The organism is Halopiger thermotolerans, from assembly GCF_054654555.1.
The window spans coordinates 149,688-173,119 of the sequence record NZ_BAAIEU010000002.1 but is presented as its reverse complement, the minus strand read 5'-3'; the positions used below and the strand labels follow the sequence as shown (position 1 = coordinate 173,119).

The following is a 23,432-nucleotide window of genomic DNA, read 5'->3' as shown; positions in this document are numbered from 1 at the left end:
ACGATCTGAGAAACGTCAGGTCCGTTGTCACGGCCGTAACAACGGCCCGCCGGCGAACGGCCGGCGGCATCGGCCGCCGGTTGATACCGGAGCGCGGTCCTACTTCCAATCCCGATCCCGGCGTCGCTCGGACCGACCCCGACGGTGACCGGTTCGCAGTGCGCACGTCCCGGGAAGTCCACGCGGTCGCGGACGCCGTCCGTCTAATCGCGACCGTACCGTCGCCTCGATCGGATTCGGCGAGGACGACTGCCGGAATCGAATTATTCCATCGGCAGTTACCAAAATGAATTGGCCGTACATACATAACTGAACGAGACATATTCGGAATCGTGGCCACGTGAACGACAGGGACCGAGACAGGACACGGCGTGTGCGTTCCCGGCCGACGTCGGGAACGACAACTCGTTCGACGTGGCCGCCCCCGTCGCGACACGCGATCAGTTTCGCCCCGCTTTGCTACCATTTATACCCGTTGACGCCCGTACCACAGTGTAATGGCGCAGGCGCAAGCGGGTAACTCCGAACTCGTCGATTCCTTCGAGCAGTTCTTCCGCAACTACTACGACAACGAGATCAAGCAGCTTGCGCAGCAGTACCCGAACGAACAGCGATCGCTCCACGTCGACTGGCAGGACCTCTACCGCTTCGATCCCGATCTGGCCGACGACTTCCTGAACCAGCCCGAACAGCTCCAGCGCTACGCCGAGGAGGCGCTGCGACTCTACGACCTCCCGATCGACGTCAGCCTCGGGCAGGCCCACGTTCGCGTCCGAAACCTGCCCGAAACCGAGTCGCCCGAAATCCGAGAGATCCGCGCCCGCGACATGAACTCCCTCGTCCAGGTGCGCGGGATCGTCCGCAAAGCGACCGACGTCCGCCCCAAGATCGAGGAGGCCGCCTTCGAGTGCCAGCTCTGTGGCACCCTCACCCGCGTTCCGCAATCCAGCGGCGACTTCCAGGAACCCCACGAGTGCCAGGGCTGCGAACGACAGGGCCCGTTCCAGGTGAACTTCGACCAGTCCGAGTTCGTCGACTCCCAGAAGCTCCGCATTCAGGAGAGCCCCGAGGGACTGCGCGGCGGCGAGACGCCCCAGTCGCTGGACGTCCACGTCGAGGACGACATCACCGGCGAGGTCACCCCCGGCGACCACGTCTCCGCGACCGGCGTGCTCCGCCTCGAGCAGCAGGGCGACGGGCAGGACAAGTCCCCGGTCTTCGACTTCTACATGGAGGGGATGTCCGTCGACATCGAGGAGGAGCAGTTCGAGGACATGGACATCACCGACGAGGACAAAAAGCGGATCTACGAGATCTCCAACCGCGAGGACGTCTACGAGCAGATGATCGGATCGATCGCGCCCTCGATCTACGGCTACGAGCAGGAGAAGCTCGCGATGATCCTCCAGTTGTTCTCGGGCGTCACGAAGCAGTTGCCCGACGGCTCGCGGATTCGCGGCGACTTGCACATGCTCCTGATCGGGGACCCGGGTACTGGTAAATCGCAGATGCTGGGCTACATCCAGAACATCGCCCCACGCTCCGTCTACACCTCCGGCAAGGGTTCCTCGTCGGCCGGTCTCACCGCCGCCGCCGTCCGCGACGACTTCGGCGACGGCCAGCAGTGGACCCTCGAGGCCGGTGCGCTCGTGCTGGCCGACCAGGGGATCGCGGCGGTCGACGAGCTCGACAAGATGCGCCCGGAGGACCGCTCGGCGATGCACGAGGCCCTCGAACAGCAGAAGATTTCGGTCTCGAAGGCGGGGATCAACGCCACCCTCAAGTCCCGGTGTTCGCTGCTGGGCGCGGCAAACCCCAAGTACGGCCGCTTCGACCAGTACGAACCCATCGGCGAGCAGATCGACCTCGAGCCGGCGCTCATCTCGCGGTTCGACCTGATCTTCACGGTGACCGACCAGCCCGACGAGGAGAAGGACCGCAACCTCGCCGAGCACATCCTCACCACTAACTACGCGGGCGAGTTGACCACCCAGCAAGAGCAGATGACCTCGCTGGAGGTCAGCAACGAGGAGATCGACGAGATGACCGAGCAGGTCGATCCGAAGATCGACGCCGAACTCCTGCGCAAGTACATCGCCTTCGCGAAGCAGAACTGCCACCCCCGAATGACCGAGGAGGCCCGCGAGGCGATCCGAGACTTCTACGTCGACCTCCGATCCAAGGGGACCGACGAGGACGCGCCCGTCCCCGTGACGGCCCGGAAGCTCGAGGCGCTCGTCCGGCTCTCGGAGGCCAGCGCCCGCGTGCGGCTCTCGGATACGGTCGAGGAGTCGGACGCGAACCGCGTCATCGAGATCGTCCGCTCCTGTCTGCAGGACATCGGCGTCGACCCCGAGACGGGCGAGTTCGACGCGGACATCGTCGAGGCCGGCACCTCGAAGTCCCAGCGCGACCGGATCAAGAACCTCAAGCAACTCATCAGCGACATCGAGGAGGAGTACGACGACGGCGCGCCGGTCGACATCGTCTTAGAGCGAGCCGAGGAGGTCGGCATGGACCAGTCGAAGGCCGAACACGAGATCGACAAGCTCAAACAGAAAGGCGAGGTCTACGAGCCGAGTACGGATACGCTGCGGACGACCTGAGGGCGGCCGATCGTTCGATTCTCGAGCGCAAACGGGAGGCGGATCGTTTCCGACACGGGGATGCTCGGGCGGTGTCCGCGGTCGGCGCTACCTGACTACTGTTCGGCGAGGTCTTCGAGCGCGGTGACCGTCGAACGAATCGTCACCGGCGCGACGTCGGCGACGTCGGCGGCGGCCGCCTGAGTGACCGTCGGCCACTCCTCGCGTTCCTGGGTCGCCTTGTAGAGACAGCCGCCAGCGACGCCGCTCGGGTTCCGGCCGCCGACGCGTCCGGCTTCGGAAAGCGCGTTGGCGTGCTCGCGGGCGCGGCGTTCGACCGCAGTGCCGACCTCGAGTTGCGCGGCGTACCGCGGGAGGTACTGCGCAGGATCGATCGGCCCGGTCGGCAGCCCCAGTTCGCGGTTCAACGCGTCGTAGGCGGCCCGGAGTTCGTCGGCGTCGGCGCGAGCGACGGCGGTGATCTCGTCGATCGTGCGCGCGACCGACCGCGTTCGACACGTCGCGTAGATCGCGGCGGCGGCAAAGCCCTCGAGCGAACGGCCCTGAAAGAGCCCGTCAGACTGGGCCGATTCGAACAGGGTACAGGCCTGTTCGCGCGCGGAGTCCGGTAACGAAAGCTGCGCGTTGACGCGCCTGATTTCGGCGAATCCGTACACCTGATTCCGTTCCGCTTTCGAGGAGATGCGCGCGCGATTGTGCTCGCGGCGGAGGCGTGCGATCTGTCGCCGTTTGCGGCCGGTCAATCGGGTCTCGTAACTCGAGTCGGAGCCGGATCCGTACCCGATTTCGGTCGACAGCCCCCGATCGTGGCGCGATCGGGTGAGCGGCGCGCCGGTCCGTCGGCGATCGGTCTCCTCGTCGTCGAACGAGCGCCATTCGGGTCCCCGATCGACCGCGTCTTCGGTCGTGACGAGTCCGCACTCCTCGCAGACCGTCTCGGTCTCGGTCTCTCGCAGTCGACCGTTGCACTCCGGACAGACCGAATCGGAATTCGAATCGGAAGTCGCCATGTTGCCAGTGGTAATAGTTGATTTATGCACGATGGTATTTAAACTAACGGACGAAGTGAAATAAACGAGGGCAGACGGTAGTGCGATCGACGTTCTATCGCATTTCCTGAGAGTAACGAACGTGGGTACTGGCAGCGACATCAATCGGATCTAACAGGCAGCGCGCCGTTTTATGCCGCGTCCCGGTGTAGCAGCGCGGCAACAGCACGCTCGAAATGACGGCTCACTACACGGAACCGTTTCGACGGCACGCTACCGACGCGGCGCTTCCCACGCTCCCCCATCTCACCTCGATGACGTGGCGACACGGACTGTTCGTTCACTGGCCGATCGATCCTGATGCGCTCCGGCCGCGGATTCCCGACCCGCTCACGCTCGAGACGTGGGAGGGAGACGCCTGGATCAGCGTGCTGCCGTTCGTCCTGGTGAACGTCGGCCTCCGGGGCACCCCGTCGGCGACCAGGATCGCCTTTCCCGAACTCAACGTCCGGACGTACGTCCGCCATCGGGACGATTCCGGTCTCTTCTTTTTCAGCGTCGACGTCGACAGCCCGCTGCTCGCGGCCGTCGCCGGGCAAACGCGCCTTCCGGTCCACTACGCGCGGATGCACGTCAGCGGAAGCGAAACGGGGATCGCGTTCTCGAGTCGCCGAGCGGACGTCGATCCCACAGCGGCGGGGGAACCGGACCGCGGGTCGGGCTGGTTCTCGGCGACCTACCGGCCCGACGGCGAGGTGTTCAGAGCGGAGCCGGGGACGCTCGAGTACTGGCTCACAGAACGGCGGCGGTTCTACGCGCCGGCGAACGGCGGCGTCCTGACGGCTGAAGTGTCCCACGAGCCGTGGCCGCTGCAGCCGGCCGAGGTGACGATCCACGAGAACACGATGTTCGAGGCGAACGGGATTCCGACGCCGATCGACTCGCCGATCGCGTACTACTGCGACGAACTCTCGATGACGGGATCGGCTCCGCGCCGGGTCTAACCCGGCGCCGGAGTGCGGATCGAATCATCGATCGGGAACTATCGCCAATTTTACTTCGGTACATAGTTAACTTTCCGCACCGTCGAGCTATGCCATCGTTACTGACCGGCGACGCCGCCGATGAGCGTAACCCGTTCGTGTACGTAGTCGCGGCGTTAGCTGCACTCAACGGCCTTCTGTTCGGTTTCGACACCGGCGTCATCTCCGGTGCGATGTTGTACATTCGAGAAACGTTCGAACTGACGGCGATCCTCGGCGTCTCGATGAACTCGTCGCTCGTCGAGGGCGTCATCGTCAGCGGCGCGATGGTCGGCGCGATCATCGGCGCCGCCTTCGGCGGTCGCCTCGCCGACCGGCTCGGGCGCCGCCGACTCATCCTGGTCGGCGCCGTGATCTTCTTCGTCGGGTCGCTCATCATGGCGATCGCGCCGACCGTCGAGATCCTCATCCTCGGCCGGATCATCGACGGGATCGGCGTCGGGTTCGCCTCCGTCGTCGGCCCGCTGTACATCTCCGAGATCTCGCCGCCGAAGATCCGCGGTTCGCTGGTGTCGCTGAACCAGCTTACCGTGACGACCGGCATCCTCGTCGCCTACCTCGTCAACTACGCGTTCTCGGCGGGCGGCGACTGGCGCTGGATGCTCGGCCTCGGCATGCTCCCCGCGGCCGTCCTGTTCGTCGGGATGCTCTTCATGCCCGCGAGCCCGCGCTGGCTCTACGAACAGGGTCGCGAGGCCGACGCCCGCGAGGTGCTGGCTCGCACCCGCGTCGAACACCAGATCGACGACGAACTCCGCGAGATCAAGGAGACGATCCACACCGAGTCGGGTAGCCTGCGCGACCTGCTGCAGCCGTGGGTCCGGCCGATGCTGATCGTCGGAATCGGGCTGGCGGTGTTCCAGCAGGTCACCGGCATCAACACGGTCATGTACTACGCGCCGACGATCCTCGAGTCGACCGGCTTCGAGGACACGGCCTCGATCCTCGCGACGGTCGGCATCGGCGTCGTCAACGTCGCGCTGACCGTCGTCGCGGTCCTGCTGATCGACCGCACCGGTCGCCGGCCGCTCCTGCTGACGGGACTGGGTGGCATGACCGTTACCCTCGGCGTTCTCGGCGCCGCGTTCTACCTCCCCGGTCTCTCGGGGATCATCGGCTGGGTCGCGACCGGGAGTCTGATGTTGTACGTCGGCTTCTTCGCGATCGGCCTCGGCCCGGTGTTCTGGCTGATGATCTCGGAGATCTACCCGATGGAGTTCCGCGGGACCGCGATGGGCGTCGTCACGGTCCTGAACTGGGCCGCAAACCTGGTCGTCTCGTTGACCTTCCTCCGACTGGTCGACGTCTTCGGCCAGTCCGGTACCTTCTGGCTGTACGGCGTGCTCTCGCTTGCCGCGCTCGCGTTCTGTTACCGGCTCGTCCCCGAGACGAAGGGCCGCTCGCTCGAGGAGATCGAGAACGATCTGCGCGAGACGGCGCTGGGAACCGACACCGAACGCGACTCGTCGGTGCCGACCGGAAGCGACGATTAACGAGGAAAACTGCGGTTCGTATTTTTCCAGGCTCGAGGGCGACGCCGACGGATCGCCGAGTCCGACGGCCTCGCTACCGCTGGCTCGTGTCGATCATCCCGAACGCGTAGCCGTCGTCGGCCGCGTTCGCGTTCTCGTAGACGACGCGGGCCGCCGCGACGTCCTGAATCGCGAGGCCGGTCGAGTCGAAGACCGTGACGCCGGTCTCGTCCGTCCGGCCCGCCTTCGCGCCGACGACGAGTTCACCGATCTCCGCGTAGATGTCGTCGTCAGTCAGCACGCCCTCGCTGTACGGGACGTTGATCTCCCCCGAGTGGGTGCACTGCTCGTGGTCGTCGATGACGATCCGGGCGGCTTGCAGCAGGTCGTCCGCGAGTTCGTGTTTCCCTGCGGCGTCGGCCCCGATCGCGTTGACGTGGGTGTGCTCGCCGACGTCGTCGGGGCCCACGATCGGGTCTCGGACGGGCGTGACCGTCGAGAGCACGTCGCAGTGGCCGGCCTCGGAAATCGAGCCGCCGCGGACGTCGAACCGGTCCTCGTAGGTCTCGACGAACCGCTGTACGCGCTCCTCGTCCCGATCGGCGACGACGACCTCCTCGATCGGTCGCACCTCGCTGATCGCCTCGAGTTGCGTGTAGGACTGGACGCCGGCCCCGACGATGCCGAGCGTCGTAGCGTCCTCGACGGCCAGATAGTCGGTGGCGACGGCCGCGGCGGCGCCGGTGCGTTTCATCGTCAGCGCGGTGCCGTCCATGATCGCCAGCGGGAAGGCGGTCTCGGGGTCGGAGTAGATCATCGTCCCGAGGACGGTCGGCAGGTCGTGCTCGGCGGGGTTGTCCGGGTGGACGTTGACCCACTTGACGCCGGCAGCGTCCCAGTCGCCGGTGTCGAGGTAGGCGGGCATCGAGCGGAAGTCCCCGTTGTACTGGGGCAGTTCGATGTAGGACTTGGCGGGCATCTGCGTGTCGCCGCGCTCGAAGGCGCCGAAGGCCTCCTCGACGCCGTCGATGACGGCAGCCAACTGCGCGTGCTCGTCGACGGCGTCGCTGTCTAACAGAAGCGTATTCATACTGGCAAATATCGCGGGAAGCTACTTAGGCGTCGTGAATCGGCGGCGGGCGGGGCGACGGCTCGAGTGAGACGCACAACCCGTCGAACCGGCCAGAATTCTTATTGAGCAGCTATCGAGACAGACGATATGAATCGGCGCCGGTATCTCTCCGTCACGGCGACGACGTTCTCGGTTTCGCTCGCCGGCTGTTCGACCGCGGACGATTCGAACTCGAGCGACGAGACCGTCGAATCGTCTGCCAGTTCTGACGAGGCGGAGCGCGGGTCCAAGAGACCGAGCGAGGAGGAGATCGCGGCGGACGCGAAGCAGCTCGTCGACGGCGCCACGATCCGGTATCCCGACGGACTCGAGCAGTCGCTCGAGCGCGCGGCCGACGGCCGGGTCACGTTTGCGGACCCGGAAATGGCGTTCGACGTCAGCACGTCCGACGAGTTTGCGGCTTCGCGAGATCTGTCCGTCTCGGGGCCGGCCGCGTGGATCGCACCGGTGTACGAAGGCGGGTACCGGTGGACGTACCACGTCTTCGCCAACGAACGGTTTCGCGACGCACGGTCCGAGTGGACGGGGTTCTCGATCGACTCGAATCGAGTGGGCGGCTCCGAACGGGTGTCGTGGACGGCCATCGACGAGGTGTTCCACACGTCGCTTCCCGGACGGCAGGGGAACACCGCCGGCGTCGTGGACAGCGGTCAGGTCCCCTGGTCGGGACCGGGAATCGTTATCCGACCCGACGTGTCGATTCCGTCCGTCTCCCTCTCCTTCGACTACGACGCGAACGCCGGACGGATCGAAATCGCGCACGAGGGCGGCGATACGTTCCACGCCGAAGACGTGGTCATCCGCTCGAACAGCGACACGGCGAGCCTCGAGGTCGTCGAACCCTTCTCCGGGGAGGTGACGCAGGGGGACACCGCCGCGTGCGACGTCAGTGCCCTGTCCGGCGGAGACATGGTCTACGTCGCCTATCAGACGGGGACGGTCGGCCGCGGAATCGGCTCGTACACGCTTCCGGAGGACGGGAACTGAGAGCAGCGTAGCGGAGGACGAGCCACACCGCACACGGCCTTACGCCGTCGCGCGGAACAGGACGACGCCAGTTCGGTACGCTGCGAGTCGCTCCCCCTCTCCGTCGGATTCGTACCGGACGTCGAACGCGTCCACTACGTCCCGCTTTCTGTCAGCGTCGTTCGTCACGGCCGACACTTGTAACGCATTCTACATGAACGTTGTAAGCAACCGGATCAGGAAGGACTCGAGAACCGAACCGAGCGAGATCAGAACGGAAACAGGTCGGAGCGAAACCACGGATTCGAGAGCTACGACGAAACGGCAAGAGATGGGCCGACTCGAAAGCGATGCGAGCGGTAGGCGAGCACTCCTCGTCCCGGCGGTCGTCAGTTCGAACGGGAGAGTTTCGTCAAACCATCCTTCGGGCCGAACATCGGCGAGTGAGCGGTTCGAAGAACCCGAACGATGCCGTTCCCCGAGCGCGGCTTTGCCGCGCTCGGGCCGACGAGCGACCGTCGGGAGCGAGGAGTGCTTTTGGTCCAGGTTTTACCGAGCGAACGAGCGAGCGGCGTGAGCGAGTGAGCGCAGCGTAAAAGCTGGGCTTACATCATGCCGCCCATGCCGCCGCCCATACCGCCCATGCCGCCCATGCCGCCGCCGGGGCCGCCGGGCATCTCCTCGTCGTCATCGTCGTCCTCGACGGCGAGGTCGCCAGCGGCGATGACGTCGTCGATGCGCAGCAGCATGACGGCGGCTTCGGTGGCGGACTCGATGGCCTGGGTCTTCACGCGCAGCGGCTCGTAGACGCCTTCCTCGGCCATGTCGATGGTGTCGCCGGTGTAGGCGTCCAGGCCGGCGGACTCGTTGCCGCCGTCGTGGTCCGCGCGAAGCTCGACGAGCGAGTCGATGGGATCCAGCCCCGCGTTCTCGGCCAGCGTGCGCGGGATGACCTCGAGCGCGTCCGCGAAGGCCTCGACGGCCAGCTGTTCGCGGCCGCCGACGGAGTCGGCGTAGTCACGGAGCGCGAGCGAGAGGTTGACCTCCGGGGCACCGCCGCCCGCGAGGACCTTGCCGTCCTCGAGGGTGGTGCGGACCACGCCCAGCGAGTCCTCGACGGCGCGGTCGACTTCGTCGATGACGTGCTCGGTGCCACCGCGGAGGATGAGGGTGACGGCCTTGGCGTCCTCGACGTCCTCGACGAAGATGCGCTGGTCGCCGGCGATCTCCTTCTGGGCGACGCTACCGGCGAAGCCGAGGTCGTCCTCGCTCAGGTCCTCGACCGTGGAGACGGGCGTGGCGCCGGTCGCGCGGGCCAGCTGGGTCTGGTCGCTGGACTTGACGCGGCGGACGGCGATGATGCCCTCTTGGGCGAGGTAGTGCTGGGCCATGTCGTCGATGCCGCCGTCGACGAAGACGACGTCGGCGCCGACTTCGGCGATGCCCTCGGCCATCTCCTTGAGCTGCTGTTCCTCCTGCTCGAGGAACTGCTCGAGCTGGTCGGGGTCGGTGACGTTGACCTCGGCGTCGATCTCGGTCTCCTTGATCTCGAGGTCGCCGTCGATGATCGCGACCGAGGCGTCCTCGGCGAAGTAGGGCATGCTGTCGGAGACGCGCTCCTTGTCGACGATGACGCCCTCGACGAGCTCGGAGTTCTCGACGGAGCCGCCGACGACCTTCTCGACTTTGATGTTGTCGGTGTCGACGCCCTCGTCGTCGGCGACGGTCTGGACGGCCTGGACGACGAGGTCGGCCAGCAGGTCGCGGGCGTTCTCGGCGCCCTTGCCGGTCATCGCGGTGGCGGCGATCTGGTGGAGGATCTCGTCGTCGTCCTCGTCGACGTCGATCGCGATCTCCTCGAGCGCGTCGGTGGCCTCCTCAGCGGCCTGGCGGTACCCCTGCGCGAGGGTGGTCGCGTGGATGTCCTGCTCGAGGAGTTCCTCGGCCTGGCTGAGGAGTTCACCGGCGACGACGACGGCGCTGGTGGTGCCGTCGCCGACCTCGTCCTCCTGGGTCTCCGCGACCTCGACGATCATGTCGGCCGCGGGGTGGTCGATGTCCATCTCCGAGAGGAGGGTGACGCCGTCGTTCGTGACGACGACGTTGCCCGTCGAGTCGACGAGCATCTTGTCCATTCCCTTCGGACCCAGCGTCGTCCGGACGGACTCGGCTACGGCTTTCCCGGCCTGGATGTTCATCGACTGAGCGTCTTTCCCGGAGGTCCGCTGGCTGTCCTCCGAGAGGACGATAAGGGGCTGGTTGCCCATCTGCTGTTGTGCCATAGTCGTCCGAAGGATTGATTGTGATTCTATATAAGTTTTTCGAGAAGGTGCGAAACAGACCGGGCAACGAGAGCGCAGTACGGCGGTTTCGCGGCACACACCGGCCAAGTATTTATAACCTGTTCCGAACGGTAGCGGGCGAGAATCGTCGGTCGCCGGGACCGGACGGCGACCCGGCTCGAGGCGGGATCAGGACTGGCCGCCGGGGAACCGGTGGTACTCCATGCCCTGATGTTTCATCTCGTTGTGGCGCTCCTCGAGGAACGAGTAGACGGCCCCGTGGGGCGCGCCGTCGAGCAGCATCTCGGCAGCGCTGCGGACGGCGTCGACCTGTTCGGGCGTGCCGATGATGCCCAGCGTCGAGCCGTAGATGACGACGTCGGCGCCGGTCAGCTCCTCCATGAGCTCGCGGGTTCGGCCCTCCTCGCCGATGAGCCGGCCCTTCTGGCGCTTCATGTCGTTTTTGTTGCGCGACGCGGCGTCGATGTCGACGACGTCGAACAGCATCATCTCGTCCTCGAGGAGTCGCAAGGCGTCGTCGGGCGCGAAACCGCGACCGATCGCGCGGACGATCTCGGGGCCCTTGAGCCCGAGCACGGGATCGCCGACGGTTTCGACGGCGACGGAGCCGTTCTCCGAGTCGATGTCGAGTCGCACCTCGGCCTCGGCCTCGATTTCGCGCATCGTCTCGCCACCCTCGCCGATGAGAACGCCGATTCGGTCCTGCGGAATCTTCACGTGTTGCATACGGTACGGTACTGGCTGGTCGAGGTTAAGACCTTGGTCCGAGCGTTCCGACACCTTTCGAGCGAGCCGTTCGTCGGCCTCTCGAACGCGAACGCGCTCCGGCGGGCCCGCGGCGGTCGGCCTGTCAGTCGTCAGCGCCGGTCGGTCGCTCCGGCTCGGTTCCGACTTCGTAGAGCGGGTTCGTCACCGTCCCGTGCTCGGACGCGTGGGGACGACCGGGCGCGTCGTCGTACCCGTAGTCGAAGATCCGGTTGCGGTTGAGGCTGAGCTTGGTGAACTCCGGTTGGAGCAGATCGAACAGCTCGAACCGCTCCTCTAGCTCAGGGAACCGGGACTGGTAGTCGAGGATCGCGTCTCGAGCGTGCGTCCAGAACCGCTCTTCGGGGTAGTCCTCGTGCTCCTCGAGGATGTCCGCGACGTACCGGAGGACGCAGACGAAAAGGCCGCAGAAGATGAACTGGCAGAGCCCTTCCGGGGGCTCTTTCCGAAGCACGTCGTGCATCTCGTCGGAGAGAGCCTCCAGTTCCGGCAGGGGCTGGTCGCTCACGTTGACGTCGTCGACGAAGTCTTTGACCGCCAGCCGCGTCGGCACGCCGTCCTCGACGATCAGGATCGTGTTCTGGCCGTGCGGCGAGAAGACCGTTCCGTACCGGTAGAGGAAGTGCAGGAGCGGCGGCAGCACCGTGTCGAAGAACTCCTCGAGCCACTCGTCGAGAGTGAGTTCCGACCGATCGACGAGACGCGAGAGGTACGGCACCCCCTCGCCGTCGACGTGCATCAGCGACGAGAGCGTGATCGCGCGCTCGTCGTCCTCGAGGAAGGTGTAGATCGACTCCCGCCAGATGGCGCCGAGCAGCTCGTGGTACTGGTAGGGGGAGCCGTCGATGTCAGTGAAATCTGAGTGGTCGTAGTTGACGCCGGCGATTTCGCCGGGAAGTACGAGCCCCTGTTCCTGGAGGAACTCGTCCCGGTCGTAGATTCCCTTGATGTACTCGGTGACCGTCGGTGCGAGCTCCGTCCGCTCGCCGGGAAGGCCGCGCCAGACGAGCGTGTTGAGGATCCGCATCGGCACCTTCACGTGGTGTTTCTCGTCGTGATCGACGTTGACGAAGGTGCGCACCGACTGCTGCGGCAGGTACTCGTCCGGCCCCTCCCCGAGGGGGACGATGTCGTCGGCGGCGATGTCGTCGGGGAACAGCGGTACGATGCTGTTCTCCCACTGCCAGTCGTGGACCGGGAGGAAGTAGTAGGCGTCCGGATCGAGCCCCCGTGAGGCGAGTTGGTCGCGGAAGCTGTCGTAGCGGTCGCCGAGCTCGCTCCCGACGAGCGAGTCGTGGTCGATCCCCTCGGTCGCGACGAACGTCGCCTTCTCCTTCCGCACGGCGGCCCATGAGAGCGTAACCGGGTTCTTCTGCTCGGGGGCGTATCGCTCGTAATCGTCGTAGCCCCATCCGAGCCGACCCTTGTTGTAGGTGATCCAGGGGTGGCCGTCCATCTCCCCTTCGAGACCGGCGTAGTCGAACGCCAGCGGGTCGACGCCGTCGCGGTCGCGCTTCCGCGCTTCGATGTGGGCGTCGGCCAGCAGCGTCCGCTTGTATTCGCGGACGAGGTTCCCTTCGGTGAGTCCGTCGAGCTCCGTCGCCTCGCCGAGGTCGCGGAGCAGTCGGAGCGGATCGCCGACGTCGCTCCACGACCCGTCCTTGCGGCGCTCGACGGTGTCGCCGTGAACGTGTACGCTGTCCATCAACCGCTCGGTGGCCTCGAACCGGTAGCTCGCGTCGCCGAGGTCGAAGCGGTAGACGGACCGATCGCCGCCGGCCTCGATCTTCCGAGGGGTGACGATCTCCTCGTAGGTGAACTCCTCGAGCATCTTCGTCAGGAGGCGGCGTTCGACCGTCTCCCAGATTTCGGCGTCCAGTGCGTCCTGCAGCGTGGTGTCGTTCGGATCCATGGTTAGTCGTTTCGAGTGGGGGTCGGGGTCGGTTCGCTCCCGCTCTCTCGCTCGCAGTCGCGCTCGCGTTCGCGGGAGGCGCCGGGCGCGTGTTCGACGAACTGTTCGACCGCGAAGTCCTGATAGACGGTGTCGGTGTCGTCGGGGTACGCCTCGCGTCCAACGAGCCGGTTGACGAACTTCGCGTTCCGGTAGCAGCCGAGGCCGAGGTCGGGAACGCCGACGCCGTGGGTGTGGAGTTCGGCGTTCTGGAGGAAGATATCGCCCGCGACGTCGACGTCGAGGCGGTGGTCTTCGGTCACCTCGAAGCGCCCTCGGTCGTCCCAGTTGATGACGTCCTCGAGCGGGTCGAGGAAGGCCGGAATTGGCCGTTCGTATCCGGTGCCGAGAACGACGACCTCGCTCTCGTGGACGAACGACTCCTCGGCCTGCCACTGGTGGCAGTCGAGCGCGTAGGCGTCGTCCGCCGCCGCGATGTCTCGGACCTCCGTCATGGCGAAGAGCCCGACGTCAGGGTCCCGGTCGCCGATGGAGCGCCGGTAGAGCAGGTCGTAGATCTCGGCGCTCGTCTCCGGATCGACGCCCTTGTAGAGGAGATCCTGGTTCGGGATGAGGTCGTCTTTCACCGCCTGGGGCAGGTCGTAGACGTACCGCTCGTACTCGGGCGTGAAGTGCTGGAGACCGAGCTTCGAGTACTCCATCGGGAAGAACCCGTCCGAGCGGGTCAGCCAGTCGAGGCGGTAGTCGTGGTCCGGCTGGCGCTGCAGCAGGTCCTGGAACACTTCGGCGGCGCTCTGGCCCGAGCCGACGACGGTGATCGAGTCCGCCTCGAGCGCCCGCTCGCGGTTGTAGCGGTACCGCGCGGTGTGGAAGACGTCCTCCTCGGGGTGGCCCCGAAGGTGCTCGGGGATCTGCGGTCGACTCCCGATCCCGAGCGCGACGGTCTCGCCGCGGTACTCGAACCGGTCGTCGGTCTCCGGATCGCGGGCGACGACGACGTAGTGCTCGCGGTCGTCGTCCCACCGAACCGCGGTGACCTCGCGGCTGAACCGACACGTATCGAGGTTCTCGGCGACCCACCGGAGGTAGTCGTCGTACTCGCGACGGGGAACCTGGAAGGTCTCGTAGAAGTAAAACTCGTAGATGCGTCCCGTCTCTCGGAGGTAGTTCAGGTAGCTGTGGGGGTTCGTCGGATCCGCGAGGGTGACCAGATCCGCGAGGAACGGCACCTCGAGCGTCGCCCCCTCGAGGAGCATCCCCTCGTGCCAGTGGAACTCGGCGTCCCGCTCGAGGAAAGCGGCGTCGACGTCCTCCTCGACGCCGTCCAGCATGGCCGCCAGCCCGAGGTTGAACGGGCCGAGTCCGATCCCGACGACGTCGCGGACCGCGGGCTCAGTCATCGGCGCCCACCCCCTGTGCCGGGCCGGCCGTCGCGTCGTCGAGCACGTCCGTCTTGAACCGCTCGCGATTACAGACCATCAACAGGGCGTCCTTCTCGGCCTCGTCGAAGCGAAACTCCGTTCGCGGTTCGAACCCGCAGCGTTCGAAGACGCGAATGACGCGCTCGTTGCGGACGTCGGGTTCCGCGATCACGCGCTCGGTCTCGGGGTGGCGGAACTGCATGGCGACGACCGCCCGCATCAGCGGGAGCGCGTAGCCGTTCCCGAGGTACTCCTCGGGGCCGATGAGCAGGTGAACGCCCTGGTCGGCCGGATCGGCGTCGTAGTGGTTCGCGACGTCGTCTTCCGCGGCCCAGTAGCACTCCCAGTAGCTCATCGGGACGTGGTCGAGACACCCGACGTAGGGCGTCAGGTGGTCGTCCGCGAGCTTCTCGGCGAGGCGGTCGCGAAACGCCGGCAGCGGGAGGTCGAGCTCCCAGTAGGGTTTCACGTGGTCGCTCCCGAGCCAGGCATGTAGCCTGCCGAGATCTCGCTCGACGGTCGCCTGGCGAAGCGAGACCGTCTTCTCGATGCTTCGGTCGTAGGTCTGATACTCGTAGTTCGTCGCGATGGTCGCGTCCGGTCCGGTCATGTGTCGAGTTCGGTAACGATCGGGTTCTTCACGTCCGCGTAGACGGACTGGTTCTCGAGGTCGTTCTCCAGTTCGTCCAGTCCCCGGAAGCGGGTGAGCAGGTTGGCCTTGCAGGGGACCGTGGACGATTCCAACAGCGGATCGAGGAACGACGACGACGGCCGGTCGTACCGCCGGCGGGCGCGCTCGAGTTCGTCCCGGAGCAGCGACAGGAGGCGTCGCTCCGGAACGAGTCCCGCGCTCCCGAACGCGTTGACGACGTCGAGCGCGTTGTTCAGCACGACGTAGTAACGGAGTCGCTCGTCGGCGACGGCGTCCGAACAGACGGTGTCGGCTCGCTCGCCGACCCCCGGCAGGTACTCGTCGACCCGCGGATACTGCGACTCGGGGAAGTAGAACCCCTGATTGTCGCGGTAGCGGAACTCGCTCGGGTAGCCGTCCTCGTCGAGCGTGAGCACCGAATTCTGCTGGTGGGCCTCGACGCCGACGCCGCCGACGAGGTACAGCCACAGCACCGGGCGAATCGCGGTCTCGAGGTACCGTCGGAACCACTCCTCGCTGACGGCCTCGGTGTCCCGTCCCTCGCGGTCGGCGATGGTCGCGACAAGACGGCCGAGACGCGACCGGCCCGCAATGGCGTCCTGACAGAGCGAGACGAGCGGCGTGGAGCGGCTGGCCAGTTCGTCGCGGAAGGGGTTGGTCCGCAGCGCGGTCTCGAGCCCCGACTCCCGCTCGTCGCCGACGTCGAGCGCGAGGTAAGCGGGGTCGCGGACGACGTCGAAGTTCGGGAACGCGTCGTCGAGTTCGTCGCCGAACTCGGTGTCGAGCAGTTCCGCGACGGCCACGCCCCGCTCGAGTTCCGGACGCTTGTTCGTCCGCACGGAGTTGGTGATCTGCACGTTCAGCGACGACTTCACCATGAAGGGCGCGTCCGCGCTGTAGAGCGTCCGCACCGAGGTGGTCGGGTAGAACTCCCGACCGCGCTCCCCGAGGGACTCGAGTCCGTCCCCGAGATGGCGCCGGACGCGGGGCTGATCGAGGAGGTAGTCCGCCTGCCACGGGTGGACGGGCAGCAACACGTCGTCGCTCTCGACGTGGTCGGCGACGAACGAGTCGGACACCGCGGGATCGTCGCGGAGCGCGTCTTTCACCCACGCCGCGGCGCCTCGCTCGAGCGCCGAGTCGGCCGACACGAGGTCGGGGTCGGCGCGGAAGTAGTGGAGGGAGAACGACCCGCGCAGTTCCGGCGCGTACTTCTCGCGGTTCCTGGCGGCGATCCCCCGACGGCTCTTCGGCGTCGGATGCCGGTGGTGACCGAAGACGAGCGCCTGCTCCGCGTCGCGGAACGACAGGCGCTCGTCGTAGAGCCGTTCGTCGTCGCCGACGCGCGCGGCGACGAACGATTCGACGTTGCGCTTGCTCCGGAGGACCCGCTCCAGTAGCGCGTCCGGAACGGCCTCGCCGTCCCGCTCGAGCGAGAGGTCCTTCACGACGAGCGAGGCGAGGGTGGCCGCGTCGGCCGCGTGGACCGTCCCGTCCGGAAGCCGGTACCGCACCGGCGTCTCGAACAGGTGCCGTTCCGTCGGCGAGCGGTGCTCGAGCGGCGCCAGCACGTCGATCCCCTGCGCGGGGAGGCGCTTGGACAGGAGCCCGTCGAGTCCGGGTTCGACGCCGGAGACGGCCTCGTCGTGCACCACGTAGTCGCCGGTTTCCCGGAGGTAGCAGTTGAGGAACGCGTGGACGGTCGCGTCGTCGGCGCGACGCTCGGGATCGACGGCCGACTCGTCGGAGCGTTCGACGCCGAGGCTCATGCGGCCACCTCCCGGTCCGTAACGGCATCCGTTCTGCACGCCCGGATGGCGTCCAACATCGCGGCGACGTCGTCGAGCGTGGCCGTCGGGTTCAGCAGCGTGAACTTCAGGCTCGTCACGCCCTCGACTTCGGTCCGGGCGACGACCGCCCGTCCGTCGGCGAGGAGGTGGCGGCGGACCGCGGCGTTCAGCCGGCTCACCTCGTCGTCGTCCATGCCGTCACGGGGCCGGTAGCGGAAGACGACGGCGTTCAGCGTCGGCTCGTGTAGCAGCTCGAAATCGTCCGCGGCGTCGATCAGCGACGCCGTCCGATCGGCCAGTTCGAGCGTCTCCTCGACCAGCGCCGCGATCCCCTCGCGACCGAGGGCGCGGAACGCGAGGTACGGCTTCAGCGCGTCGAACCGACGCGTCGTCTGGACCGACTTCGCGACGAGGTTCGGAACGCCGGCCGCGTCGTGGTCCTCGGGGTTGAGGTAGGCGGCGTTGCGCGCCATCCACTCGAAGTCGTCGCCGTCCCGGAGCAGGAACGCCCCGCAGCTGATCGGTTGGTAGAACAGCTTGTGGAAATCGACGGCGACGGAATCCGCGCGCTCGATGCCCTCGAGCAGTCCGTCGCGGTCGTCGGTCAGCGCGAGCGCGCCGCCGTACGCCGCGTCGACGTGGAACCAGAGGTCGCGTTCGGCGGCTCGATCGGCGAGTTCGGCGAGCGGGTCGACGCTCCCGAAGTCGGTGGTGCCCGCGGTTCCGACGAGCGCGAACGGCTCGCGGCCGCGCTCCTCGAGCGACTCGAGCGTCGCGTCGAGCGCGTCCGGGTCCATGCGACGGTCGTCGTCCGTCGGCACGGTGACCACGGCGTCCTCGCCGAGCCCGAGGTGATGGGCGGCTTGGGCGCCGGTGAAGTGGGCCTCCGCCGAGCAGAGGACCCGGAGCGACTCGGCCGCCGCCGGGAGCCCGCTCGCCTGCACGTCTCGGTCGAACTGCCGACCGCAGTACCGGTCTCGAGCGAGCAGCAGCCCCTGGAAGTTCGACTGCGTTCCGCCGCTGGTGAAGACGCCGTCCGCGCTGTCGGGCAGGCCGAACAGCCCGCAGAGCGCGTCGACGACGCGCCGCTCGAGGACGGTCGCAGCGGGCGCCTGGTCGAACGAGTCGAGCGACTGGTTCGTCGCGGTGAGTATCGCCTCGGCGACGAGCCCCGGAATCATCGGCGGACACTGGAGGTGGGCCGCACACCGCGGGTTCGACGTGCCGACCGAATGGGCGAGTACCGCCTCGGCTACCTCGTCGATGGCGGCGTCGAGCCCCTCGCCCACCTCCGGAATGACGGGGCGGTCGAACTGCTCTGCGAGCGCCTCGGGCGAGCGGCCGGAGTACGGATCGCCGCCGTCGGCGAAGCGCTCGAGGACGGCGTCCACCGCCCGATCCATCGCGTCGCGGTACGCCGCGTTCCCGCTCTCGGAACCGAGGAACAGCTCGCCGGCGCTCATGCGGTCACCTCCGCGGGGTTCTCCCGGTCGTTCGCGACGGCCGCGACAGCCTCGTCGAAGATGGCGGCGATTTCGTCGATCTGGTCCGTGGAGACGATCAGCGGCGGGAGGAACCGCGCGGTCGCGCTCCCGCGCCCGCCGAGTTCAACGATGAGTCCGCGGTCGAAACACTCGGCCTGGACGGCCGCCGCGAAATCGCCGTCCGGCGCGTGCGGGCCCGCGCCCTGCCAGTCGGACGCCGGGTCGACGAACTCGACGCCGAGCATCAGCCCGCGCCCGCGGACGTCGCCGATCGCGTCGAACCGCTCGGCCGTGGCCTCGAGGCGCTCGCGCAGTCGCGCGCCCACGTCGGCGGCGTGGTCGTCGAGATCGTTCTCGAGCACGTAGTCGATGGTCGCTTCGCCGGCGGCCATCGCGAGTTGGTTTCCGCGGAACGTGCCCGCGTGGGCGCCCGGCTCCCAGACGTCGAGCGATTCGTCGTAGACGACGACGGCGAGCGGTAGTCCGCCGCCGATCGCCTTCGAGAGGGTGATCACGTCAGGGACGATATCCGCGTGTTCGAACGCGTACAGCTCGCCCGTGCGGCCGAGCCCCGCCTGGATCTCGTCCAGGATCAGCGGAACGTCTCGCTCGCGCGTGATACGACGGATCTCTCGGAGCCAGTCGTCGGGCGCGGGGATCGCGCCGCCCTCGCCCTGGACCGGTTCGAGGATCATCCCCGCCGGGTCGGTGATCCCGCTCTCGGCGTCGTCGAGCAGGTTCTCGACGTATCGGCTGGCGATTCGGTGTCCCTCCTCACCGCCGACGCCGAACGGGCACCGGTAGTCGTGCGGGAAGGGGAGGTGATGGACGTCGCTCATCAGCCCGGGAACCGGTTCTTTGGCGTCGGTATCGCCCATCAGCGAGAGCGTGCCGTTGGTCATCCCGTGGTAGGCGCCCTGAAAGCCGAGAACCGATCGGTTGCCGGTAGCCGTCTTCACCAGTTTGAGCGCGGCTTCGACGGCGTCGGTCCCCGCCGGGCTACAGAACTGGATCTTCGCTCGCTCGCTGAACTCGTCGGGGAGGCTCGCGAACAGCGAGTCGACGAACCGCTCCTTCGCGGGCGTGGAGATATCGAGCGTGTGAACCGGCCGGTCCGCCTCGAGCGCTCGCTCCATCGCCTCGACTACGCGCGGGTGATTGTGTCCCAGCGCGAGGGTGCCGGCCCCCGCGAGGCAATCGAGGTACTCGTTCCCGTCCAAGTCCGTCACGACGGTGCCTTGCGCTTCGCGGATGGCCAGCGGGAGATGGCGGGGATAGGTCCGCGCGTTCGATTCCCTCCGGGCCTGCTGGGAGAGGATCTCGCGGTTTCCGCCTTCCAGGTAACTCACGATTCACCACCCCCGCGGCTCTCGAAAGCGGTCGCGGGACGTGACTGAACGCATGGAGTTGACTGCCGCATACACGCTTTAGGCTAGCCTAAAAATATATAAAATCCCCGGATTCTTAGGGCTACCTAAAACTGATTGATGCTAACGTGATCTGGGTTTGAGTTGGAATTCCAAACAATTACGCTCGAGACGCACTAGCGGCGACTCATCCCGTTTGCTGGCTATCGCGTGTAGTAGAGTCGGTTCGATCAGGTAAACCGGCTTACTTGTTCGGGGGATTTCCCGTCTCGACGGAACGTATCGTACCGATCAACGACTGCGATATTAAAGTTTTAGGAAGGCCTAAAGACAGTGGCGGGAACGGAGCCGATCGGCGGTCGCGCGGCGATCGCAGGACCGGCGCGATCGGTCGCTCGCCTGGACGTTCCGGGGGTTGCCTCGCCGACTCGACGGCGGCGAGTCGCCGCGAGCGCGGTCGACGAGACCTCGAGTCCGACGCTCCCTCGCCGGAGCGAACCGATCCTATCCGAGTTCGTGGAACCGGACCGACTCGGTCCGGGTGTCGACGGTCGCGACGGTGCGGTGCTCGTCGGGGATCGTCGGGAAGTGCGCGCCCGGATTCAGAAGCGTCGTCCGTCCCTTCTCGGTCAGGTCGCGCTCGTGGTGGTGGCCGTAGCAGACGAAGTCGTACGCCTCGGCGGCCGCCAGCGCCTCGACTTCCTCCTTCGATTCGCCGTGAAGTACGGCGAACGAGAGCCCGTCGAACTCGAGGGCGGCGAAGCGGCCGTGGAGTTCGCTCTCGGAGCCGAGGTCGTCGAAGGCCGCGTGGAGGCCCGCGATCTCGCCGTCGTTGTTCCCGAGGACGCCGTGGACCTCGAACTCCTCGAGGGCGGGCAGCAGCGGCGGGGCGACGAAGTCACCGCAGTGGACGACGACCTCGACGCCTTCCTCCGCGAAGAGCTCTGCCGCTCGTTCGGCCGCCGCTACGTTGTCGTGGGTGTCGGAGATGATGCCGACGTTCATACGCGACAGCGCGCGGGCGAGCCACTAATTCGTTCGGGAGTCGGCCGCGTCGCGGCCGACGAGGCGGTTAGAACTGCGCCGGGACGCCGGCCCGCTCGAGGGCTCGCCGACGTTCCGCGCCAGTGAGCCGGTAGGGCTCGAGTTCCGATTCCAAATCGCCAAGTGCCGACCGCCGCTGCTGGTGCTTGTCGAGGAACGCTGCAATTCGCTCGATCGCGAGTTCCTTCAGTTCGCCGCTGAGCAACTCGCCCGAGCGATACCGTTCGGCGACGGCCTCGAGTTTCTCGTCGTCCGGTTCAAAGAAGAATCGGAGATACTGGAAGGGGACGTCGACGGTCGGATCGCCGCCCTTCTCGCGGTGTTCCTCGAGCGTCGACCGGCCGCCCGTGTAGGCGTGGTTTCGGATCGTCTCGGCGACCGTTTCGGGATCGTCTGCGAGTTCGATCGACGGCGCGTCGCCGGAGGTGCTCATCTTCCCCGGCCCCTCGAGGCTCGGGAGGAACCGCCCGAGCAGGGCGCCCGGCTTCGAAACCGGCAGCGCCTCCTTGGCGGCCACGTCGCGACAGACCCGGACGTGGGGATCCTGATCGACGGCGATGGGGACCAGCGTCGGCTGCCGGCCGTCGACGAGTTGGGGCAGCAGGAGGTGGGTCGCCTGCACGGCGGGGTAAAACTGCAGCCCGACGGTGTCCTGCTCGCCGTAGACGGCCTCGACGGTCGCGGGCGTGAGGTGCTTCGCGAGGCGAACCGCGATCGGGTAGATCACGTCCGCGTCGGCGGTGTCGACGACGATCCGCGTTCGCTCGGGATCGAAGCCGACTGCGAGGACATCGCGCAGGTTGTCGCGAGTGTGCTCGCCGATCACCTCGAAGGACTGGTCTTTCGCGAGGTACTTCTCGTCGTCCGAGAGCGGGATATAGACCGTCGCGCCCGTCGCTTGCTGGAAGCGCTTTGCGAGGTACAGCGGCAGGACGTGCCCGAGGTGCATCGGCCCTGACGGACCGCGGCCGGTGACGATCGCGTGCGGCACGCCGGATTCGGCGGCCTCGAGGTAGCGATCGACGTCCCGCCCGGCGTAGAAGGTTCGCCGGCGGAGCATCGGGTGGTCGGGGAACTGGGCGATCTGTTCGTCGGTGAGGGGATCGGCGCCGAAGCGCTCGAGGAGTTTGTCGTAGTCGATCTCGCCGGCGACGGCGTAGGGAGTGACAGTAAACTCGCCGTCGGCCGGCTCGGCTCCGTCGACTGCGGCGGATCGGTTCGAAATCGGTGCGGCGTCGTGCGGTGTGTCGTCGGTGTCGTCGGACATTCGTCTCGAATTTGGGTTCGACTGCAGCGGCTAGAGTGCGGTACGGGAACCGAGTAGAACGGAGGGAGCCACCGCCGCTGCAGTCGACGGGTTAGGCCGCGTCGCCCGCCGCGACGGTACTGTCCGCTCTCGAGGGGACCCACCAGCGCCACTGCCACTCGAGAGCGGCCGTCATCACTCGAGTGTTCGAACTACTGGTGAAAGAGCGTTTCGGCGATCAAGACGCTGTATTCGAGTCGGTCGGCGAGTAACGCAACGCTCAGTCTCGAGACGGATCCGGCTCCGGGCTCGTGACGAACTCGAGCAGTTCGTCGGAGTCGGTGTCCATTCCTTGCCGGGAGAAGAAGCTCGCGACGTTCTCGCAGTCCCGTTCCAGGAAGTCGCGGCTGTTGGGGTGGTGGACCGTGACGGCCTGCCCGAGGTCGATGACGACGAGTTGCCCCTCGTGGAAGACGACGTTGTACTCGCTCAGGTCGCCGTGGATCAGGCCCGCCGAGTAGAGCCGGCGCATGTACTCGCGCATGACCTCGTAGGCGGTCTCGGGGTTCTCGATCTGGACCTCGCCGAGTCGCTTCGCGCGACCGTCCTCGTTGCCGATGTACTCCATGACGAGGACGTTGCGCTCGGACGCGATCGGTTCCGGGACGCGAACGCCGGCCTTCTTCGCGCGGCGGAGGTTCGCCAGTTCCTTCTTGGTCCACGCGAGGACGACGTCCTTCTTCTTGCCGCCTAGACCCTCGAAGCGGGGGTCGCCCTCGAGGTAGTCGCGCATCTGCCGGAAGTTCGAGGCGTTGATCCGGTAGACCTTGACTGCGACCTCGCGGTCGTCGCCCAGCGCGTGATAGACGTTTGCTTCCTTGCCGGTCGAGAGCGGACCGCCGAAGGCCTCGACGTAGCCGTCCTGCACCAGCTTGTACAGCGCCGCGAAGGTAGCGTCGTCGAACACCGACTGCTCGACCTTGAACTGGTCGGCGTCCTTGATGCGCTCTTGGAACTGGTTGAACTCGCGGTCGCGCTTGCGGGCGATCCTGTCGGCCTCCGTATCGGAGACGTCGATCTCCTCCCACTCGTCGCCCGGCGTCTCCGCTTCCTCGAGGTCGACCAGTCCGTACTCCGTGTCCGGTCCCTGTCCCATCTACCGGGGTGTAGGAGTCGCGACGGGTAAAGTGCTGGGTCCCGGCGCCGCGCCGTCGCCGGGCCGATCGTGAGTGGTGAGAAC

Annotated in this window: 18 protein-coding genes; 4 read left to right on the top strand and 14 right to left on the bottom strand. The window is 66.8% G+C overall.

Annotation, left to right across the window (positions count from 1 at the left end; all coding sequences use genetic code 11):
- Positions 1-497: 497 nt before the first annotated feature.
- A complete protein-coding gene (locus tag ACYQ26_RS03255; protein ID WP_459806994.1) occupies positions 498-2,606 on the top strand; it encodes a minichromosome maintenance protein MCM in 2,109 nt (702 codons plus the stop codon).
- Positions 2,607-2,701: 95 nt separating this feature from the next.
- On the opposite strand, the gene ACYQ26_RS03250 is transcribed toward ACYQ26_RS03255, so the two are convergent.
- The gene (locus ACYQ26_RS03250; RefSeq protein ID WP_459806992.1) at positions 2,702-3,616 is read right to left on the bottom strand and encodes a transcription initiation factor IIB; all 915 of its coding nucleotides are present in this window, start codon (positions 3,614-3,616) and stop codon (positions 2,702-2,704) included.
- 215 nt (positions 3,617-3,831) lie between these two features.
- Here ACYQ26_RS03250 and ACYQ26_RS03245 point away from each other — a divergent pair, with 215 nt between their 5' ends.
- Positions 3,832-4,599 (top strand): YqjF family protein, encoded by a 768-nt coding sequence (locus ACYQ26_RS03245; RefSeq protein WP_459806991.1) that lies wholly within the window; start codon positions 3,832-3,834, stop codon positions 4,597-4,599.
- A gap of 89 nt (positions 4,600-4,688) precedes the next feature.
- Complete coding sequence (locus ACYQ26_RS03240; RefSeq protein ID WP_459806989.1) at positions 4,689-6,131, top strand: sugar porter family MFS transporter; 1,443 nt, start codon at positions 4,689-4,691, stop codon at positions 6,129-6,131.
- Positions 6,132-6,204: 73 nt separating this feature from the next.
- Here ACYQ26_RS03240 and ACYQ26_RS03235 read toward each other — a convergent pair whose 3' ends face one another.
- Positions 6,205-7,200, bottom strand: coding sequence for an ornithine cyclodeaminase family protein (locus tag ACYQ26_RS03235; RefSeq protein ID WP_459806987.1), 996 nt, complete (start codon positions 7,198-7,200; stop codon positions 6,205-6,207).
- Positions 7,201-7,329: 129 nt separating this feature from the next.
- Here ACYQ26_RS03235 and ACYQ26_RS03230 point away from each other — a divergent pair, with 129 nt between their 5' ends.
- A complete protein-coding gene (locus ACYQ26_RS03230) occupies positions 7,330-8,229 on the top strand; it encodes a hypothetical protein (protein ID WP_459806985.1) in 900 nt (299 codons plus the stop codon).
- Between the two features lie 39 nt (positions 8,230-8,268).
- Here ACYQ26_RS03230 and ACYQ26_RS03225 read toward each other — a convergent pair whose 3' ends face one another.
- The 12 genes from ACYQ26_RS03225 to rio1 form a co-directional block, all read right to left on the bottom strand.
- Positions 8,269-8,397 (bottom strand): hypothetical protein, encoded by a 129-nt coding sequence (locus tag ACYQ26_RS03225; protein ID WP_459806983.1) that lies wholly within the window; start codon positions 8,395-8,397, stop codon positions 8,269-8,271.
- A gap of 416 nt (positions 8,398-8,813) precedes the next feature.
- Entirely contained in the window at positions 8,814-10,475 is a 1,662-nt protein-coding gene (gene thsA / locus ACYQ26_RS03220) for a thermosome subunit alpha (protein WP_459807757.1), read from the bottom strand.
- 204 nt (positions 10,476-10,679) lie between these two features.
- On the bottom strand, positions 10,680-11,237 hold the full coding sequence (locus ACYQ26_RS03215; RefSeq protein ID WP_459806981.1) for a KH domain-containing protein: 558 nt from the start codon (positions 11,235-11,237) through the stop codon (positions 10,680-10,682).
- A 124-nt stretch (positions 11,238-11,361) separates the two neighbouring features.
- A complete protein-coding gene (locus ACYQ26_RS03210; RefSeq protein ID WP_459806979.1) occupies positions 11,362-13,188 on the bottom strand; it encodes an IucA/IucC family protein in 1,827 nt (608 codons plus the stop codon).
- A 2-nt stretch (positions 13,189-13,190) separates the two neighbouring features.
- On the bottom strand, positions 13,191-14,588 hold the full coding sequence (locus tag ACYQ26_RS03205; RefSeq protein ID WP_459806977.1) for a lysine N(6)-hydroxylase/L-ornithine N(5)-oxygenase family protein: 1,398 nt from the start codon (positions 14,586-14,588) through the stop codon (positions 13,191-13,193).
- Complete coding sequence (locus ACYQ26_RS03200) at positions 14,581-15,219, bottom strand: GNAT family N-acetyltransferase (protein ID WP_459806975.1); 639 nt, start codon at positions 15,217-15,219, stop codon at positions 14,581-14,583. Before ACYQ26_RS03200 ends, ACYQ26_RS03205 begins: the two co-directional genes overlap by 8 nt.
- Entirely contained in the window at positions 15,216-17,030 is a 1,815-nt protein-coding gene (locus ACYQ26_RS03195) for an IucA/IucC family protein (protein ID WP_459806973.1), read from the bottom strand. The genes ACYQ26_RS03200 and ACYQ26_RS03195 overlap by 4 nt, the downstream gene beginning before the upstream one ends.
- The gene (locus ACYQ26_RS03190; protein ID WP_459806971.1) at positions 17,027-18,514 is read right to left on the bottom strand and encodes a pyridoxal phosphate-dependent decarboxylase family protein; all 1,488 of its coding nucleotides are present in this window, start codon (positions 18,512-18,514) and stop codon (positions 17,027-17,029) included. Before ACYQ26_RS03190 ends, ACYQ26_RS03195 begins: the two co-directional genes overlap by 4 nt.
- On the bottom strand, positions 18,511-19,884 hold the full coding sequence (locus ACYQ26_RS03185) for a diaminobutyrate--2-oxoglutarate transaminase (protein WP_459806969.1): 1,374 nt from the start codon (positions 19,882-19,884) through the stop codon (positions 18,511-18,513). Before ACYQ26_RS03185 ends, ACYQ26_RS03190 begins: the two co-directional genes overlap by 4 nt.
- 522 nt (positions 19,885-20,406) lie before the next feature.
- Complete coding sequence (locus ACYQ26_RS03180; protein ID WP_459806967.1) at positions 20,407-20,907, bottom strand: metallophosphoesterase; 501 nt, start codon at positions 20,905-20,907, stop codon at positions 20,407-20,409.
- A gap of 67 nt (positions 20,908-20,974) precedes the next feature.
- The gene (locus ACYQ26_RS03175) at positions 20,975-22,213 is read right to left on the bottom strand and encodes a tryptophan--tRNA ligase (RefSeq protein WP_459806965.1); all 1,239 of its coding nucleotides are present in this window, start codon (positions 22,211-22,213) and stop codon (positions 20,975-20,977) included.
- Positions 22,214-22,472: 259 nt separating this feature from the next.
- Positions 22,473-23,348, bottom strand: coding sequence for a serine/threonine-protein kinase Rio1 (rio1, locus tag ACYQ26_RS03170; protein ID WP_459806963.1), 876 nt, complete (start codon positions 23,346-23,348; stop codon positions 22,473-22,475).
- Positions 23,349-23,432 lie beyond the last annotated feature (84 nt).

Bases quoted from the DNA above. Each gene is read 5' to 3' on its own strand.
- ACYQ26_RS03175 (WP_459806965.1), bottom strand. From the start codon at position 22,213: ATGTCCGACGACACCGACGACACACCGCACGACGCCGCACCGATTTCG.
- ACYQ26_RS03245 (WP_459806991.1), top strand. From the start codon at position 3,832: ATGACGGCTCACTACACGGAACCGTTTCGACGGCACGCTACCGACGCG.
- ACYQ26_RS03230 (WP_459806985.1), top strand. From the start codon at position 7,330: ATGAATCGGCGCCGGTATCTCTCCGTCACGGCGACGACGTTCTCGGTT.
- ACYQ26_RS03190 (WP_459806971.1), bottom strand. From the start codon at position 18,514: ATGAGCGCCGGCGAGCTGTTCCTCGGTTCCGAGAGCGGGAACGCGGCG.
- ACYQ26_RS03180 (WP_459806967.1), bottom strand. From the start codon at position 20,907: ATGAACGTCGGCATCATCTCCGACACCCACGACAACGTAGCGGCGGCC.
- thsA (WP_459807757.1), bottom strand. From the start codon at position 10,475: ATGGGCAACCAGCCCCTTATCGTCCTCTCGGAGGACAGCCAGCGGACC.
- ACYQ26_RS03210 (WP_459806979.1), bottom strand. From the start codon at position 13,188: ATGGATCCGAACGACACCACGCTGCAGGACGCACTGGACGCCGAAATC.
- ACYQ26_RS03235 (WP_459806987.1), bottom strand. From the start codon at position 7,200: ATGAATACGCTTCTGTTAGACAGCGACGCCGTCGACGAGCACGCGCAG.
- rio1 (WP_459806963.1), bottom strand. From the start codon at position 23,348: ATGGGACAGGGACCGGACACGGAGTACGGACTGGTCGACCTCGAGGAA.
- ACYQ26_RS03250 (WP_459806992.1), bottom strand. From the start codon at position 3,616: ATGGCGACTTCCGATTCGAATTCCGATTCGGTCTGTCCGGAGTGCAAC.
- ACYQ26_RS03215 (WP_459806981.1), bottom strand. From the start codon at position 11,237: ATGCAACACGTGAAGATTCCGCAGGACCGAATCGGCGTTCTCATCGGC.
- ACYQ26_RS03200 (WP_459806975.1), bottom strand. From the start codon at position 15,219: ATGACCGGACCGGACGCGACCATCGCGACGAACTACGAGTATCAGACC.
- ACYQ26_RS03240 (WP_459806989.1), top strand. From the start codon at position 4,689: ATGCCATCGTTACTGACCGGCGACGCCGCCGATGAGCGTAACCCGTTC.
- ACYQ26_RS03255 (WP_459806994.1), top strand. From the start codon at position 498: ATGGCGCAGGCGCAAGCGGGTAACTCCGAACTCGTCGATTCCTTCGAG.
- ACYQ26_RS03205 (WP_459806977.1), bottom strand. From the start codon at position 14,588: ATGACTGAGCCCGCGGTCCGCGACGTCGTCGGGATCGGACTCGGCCCG.
- ACYQ26_RS03195 (WP_459806973.1), bottom strand. From the start codon at position 17,030: ATGAGCCTCGGCGTCGAACGCTCCGACGAGTCGGCCGTCGATCCCGAG.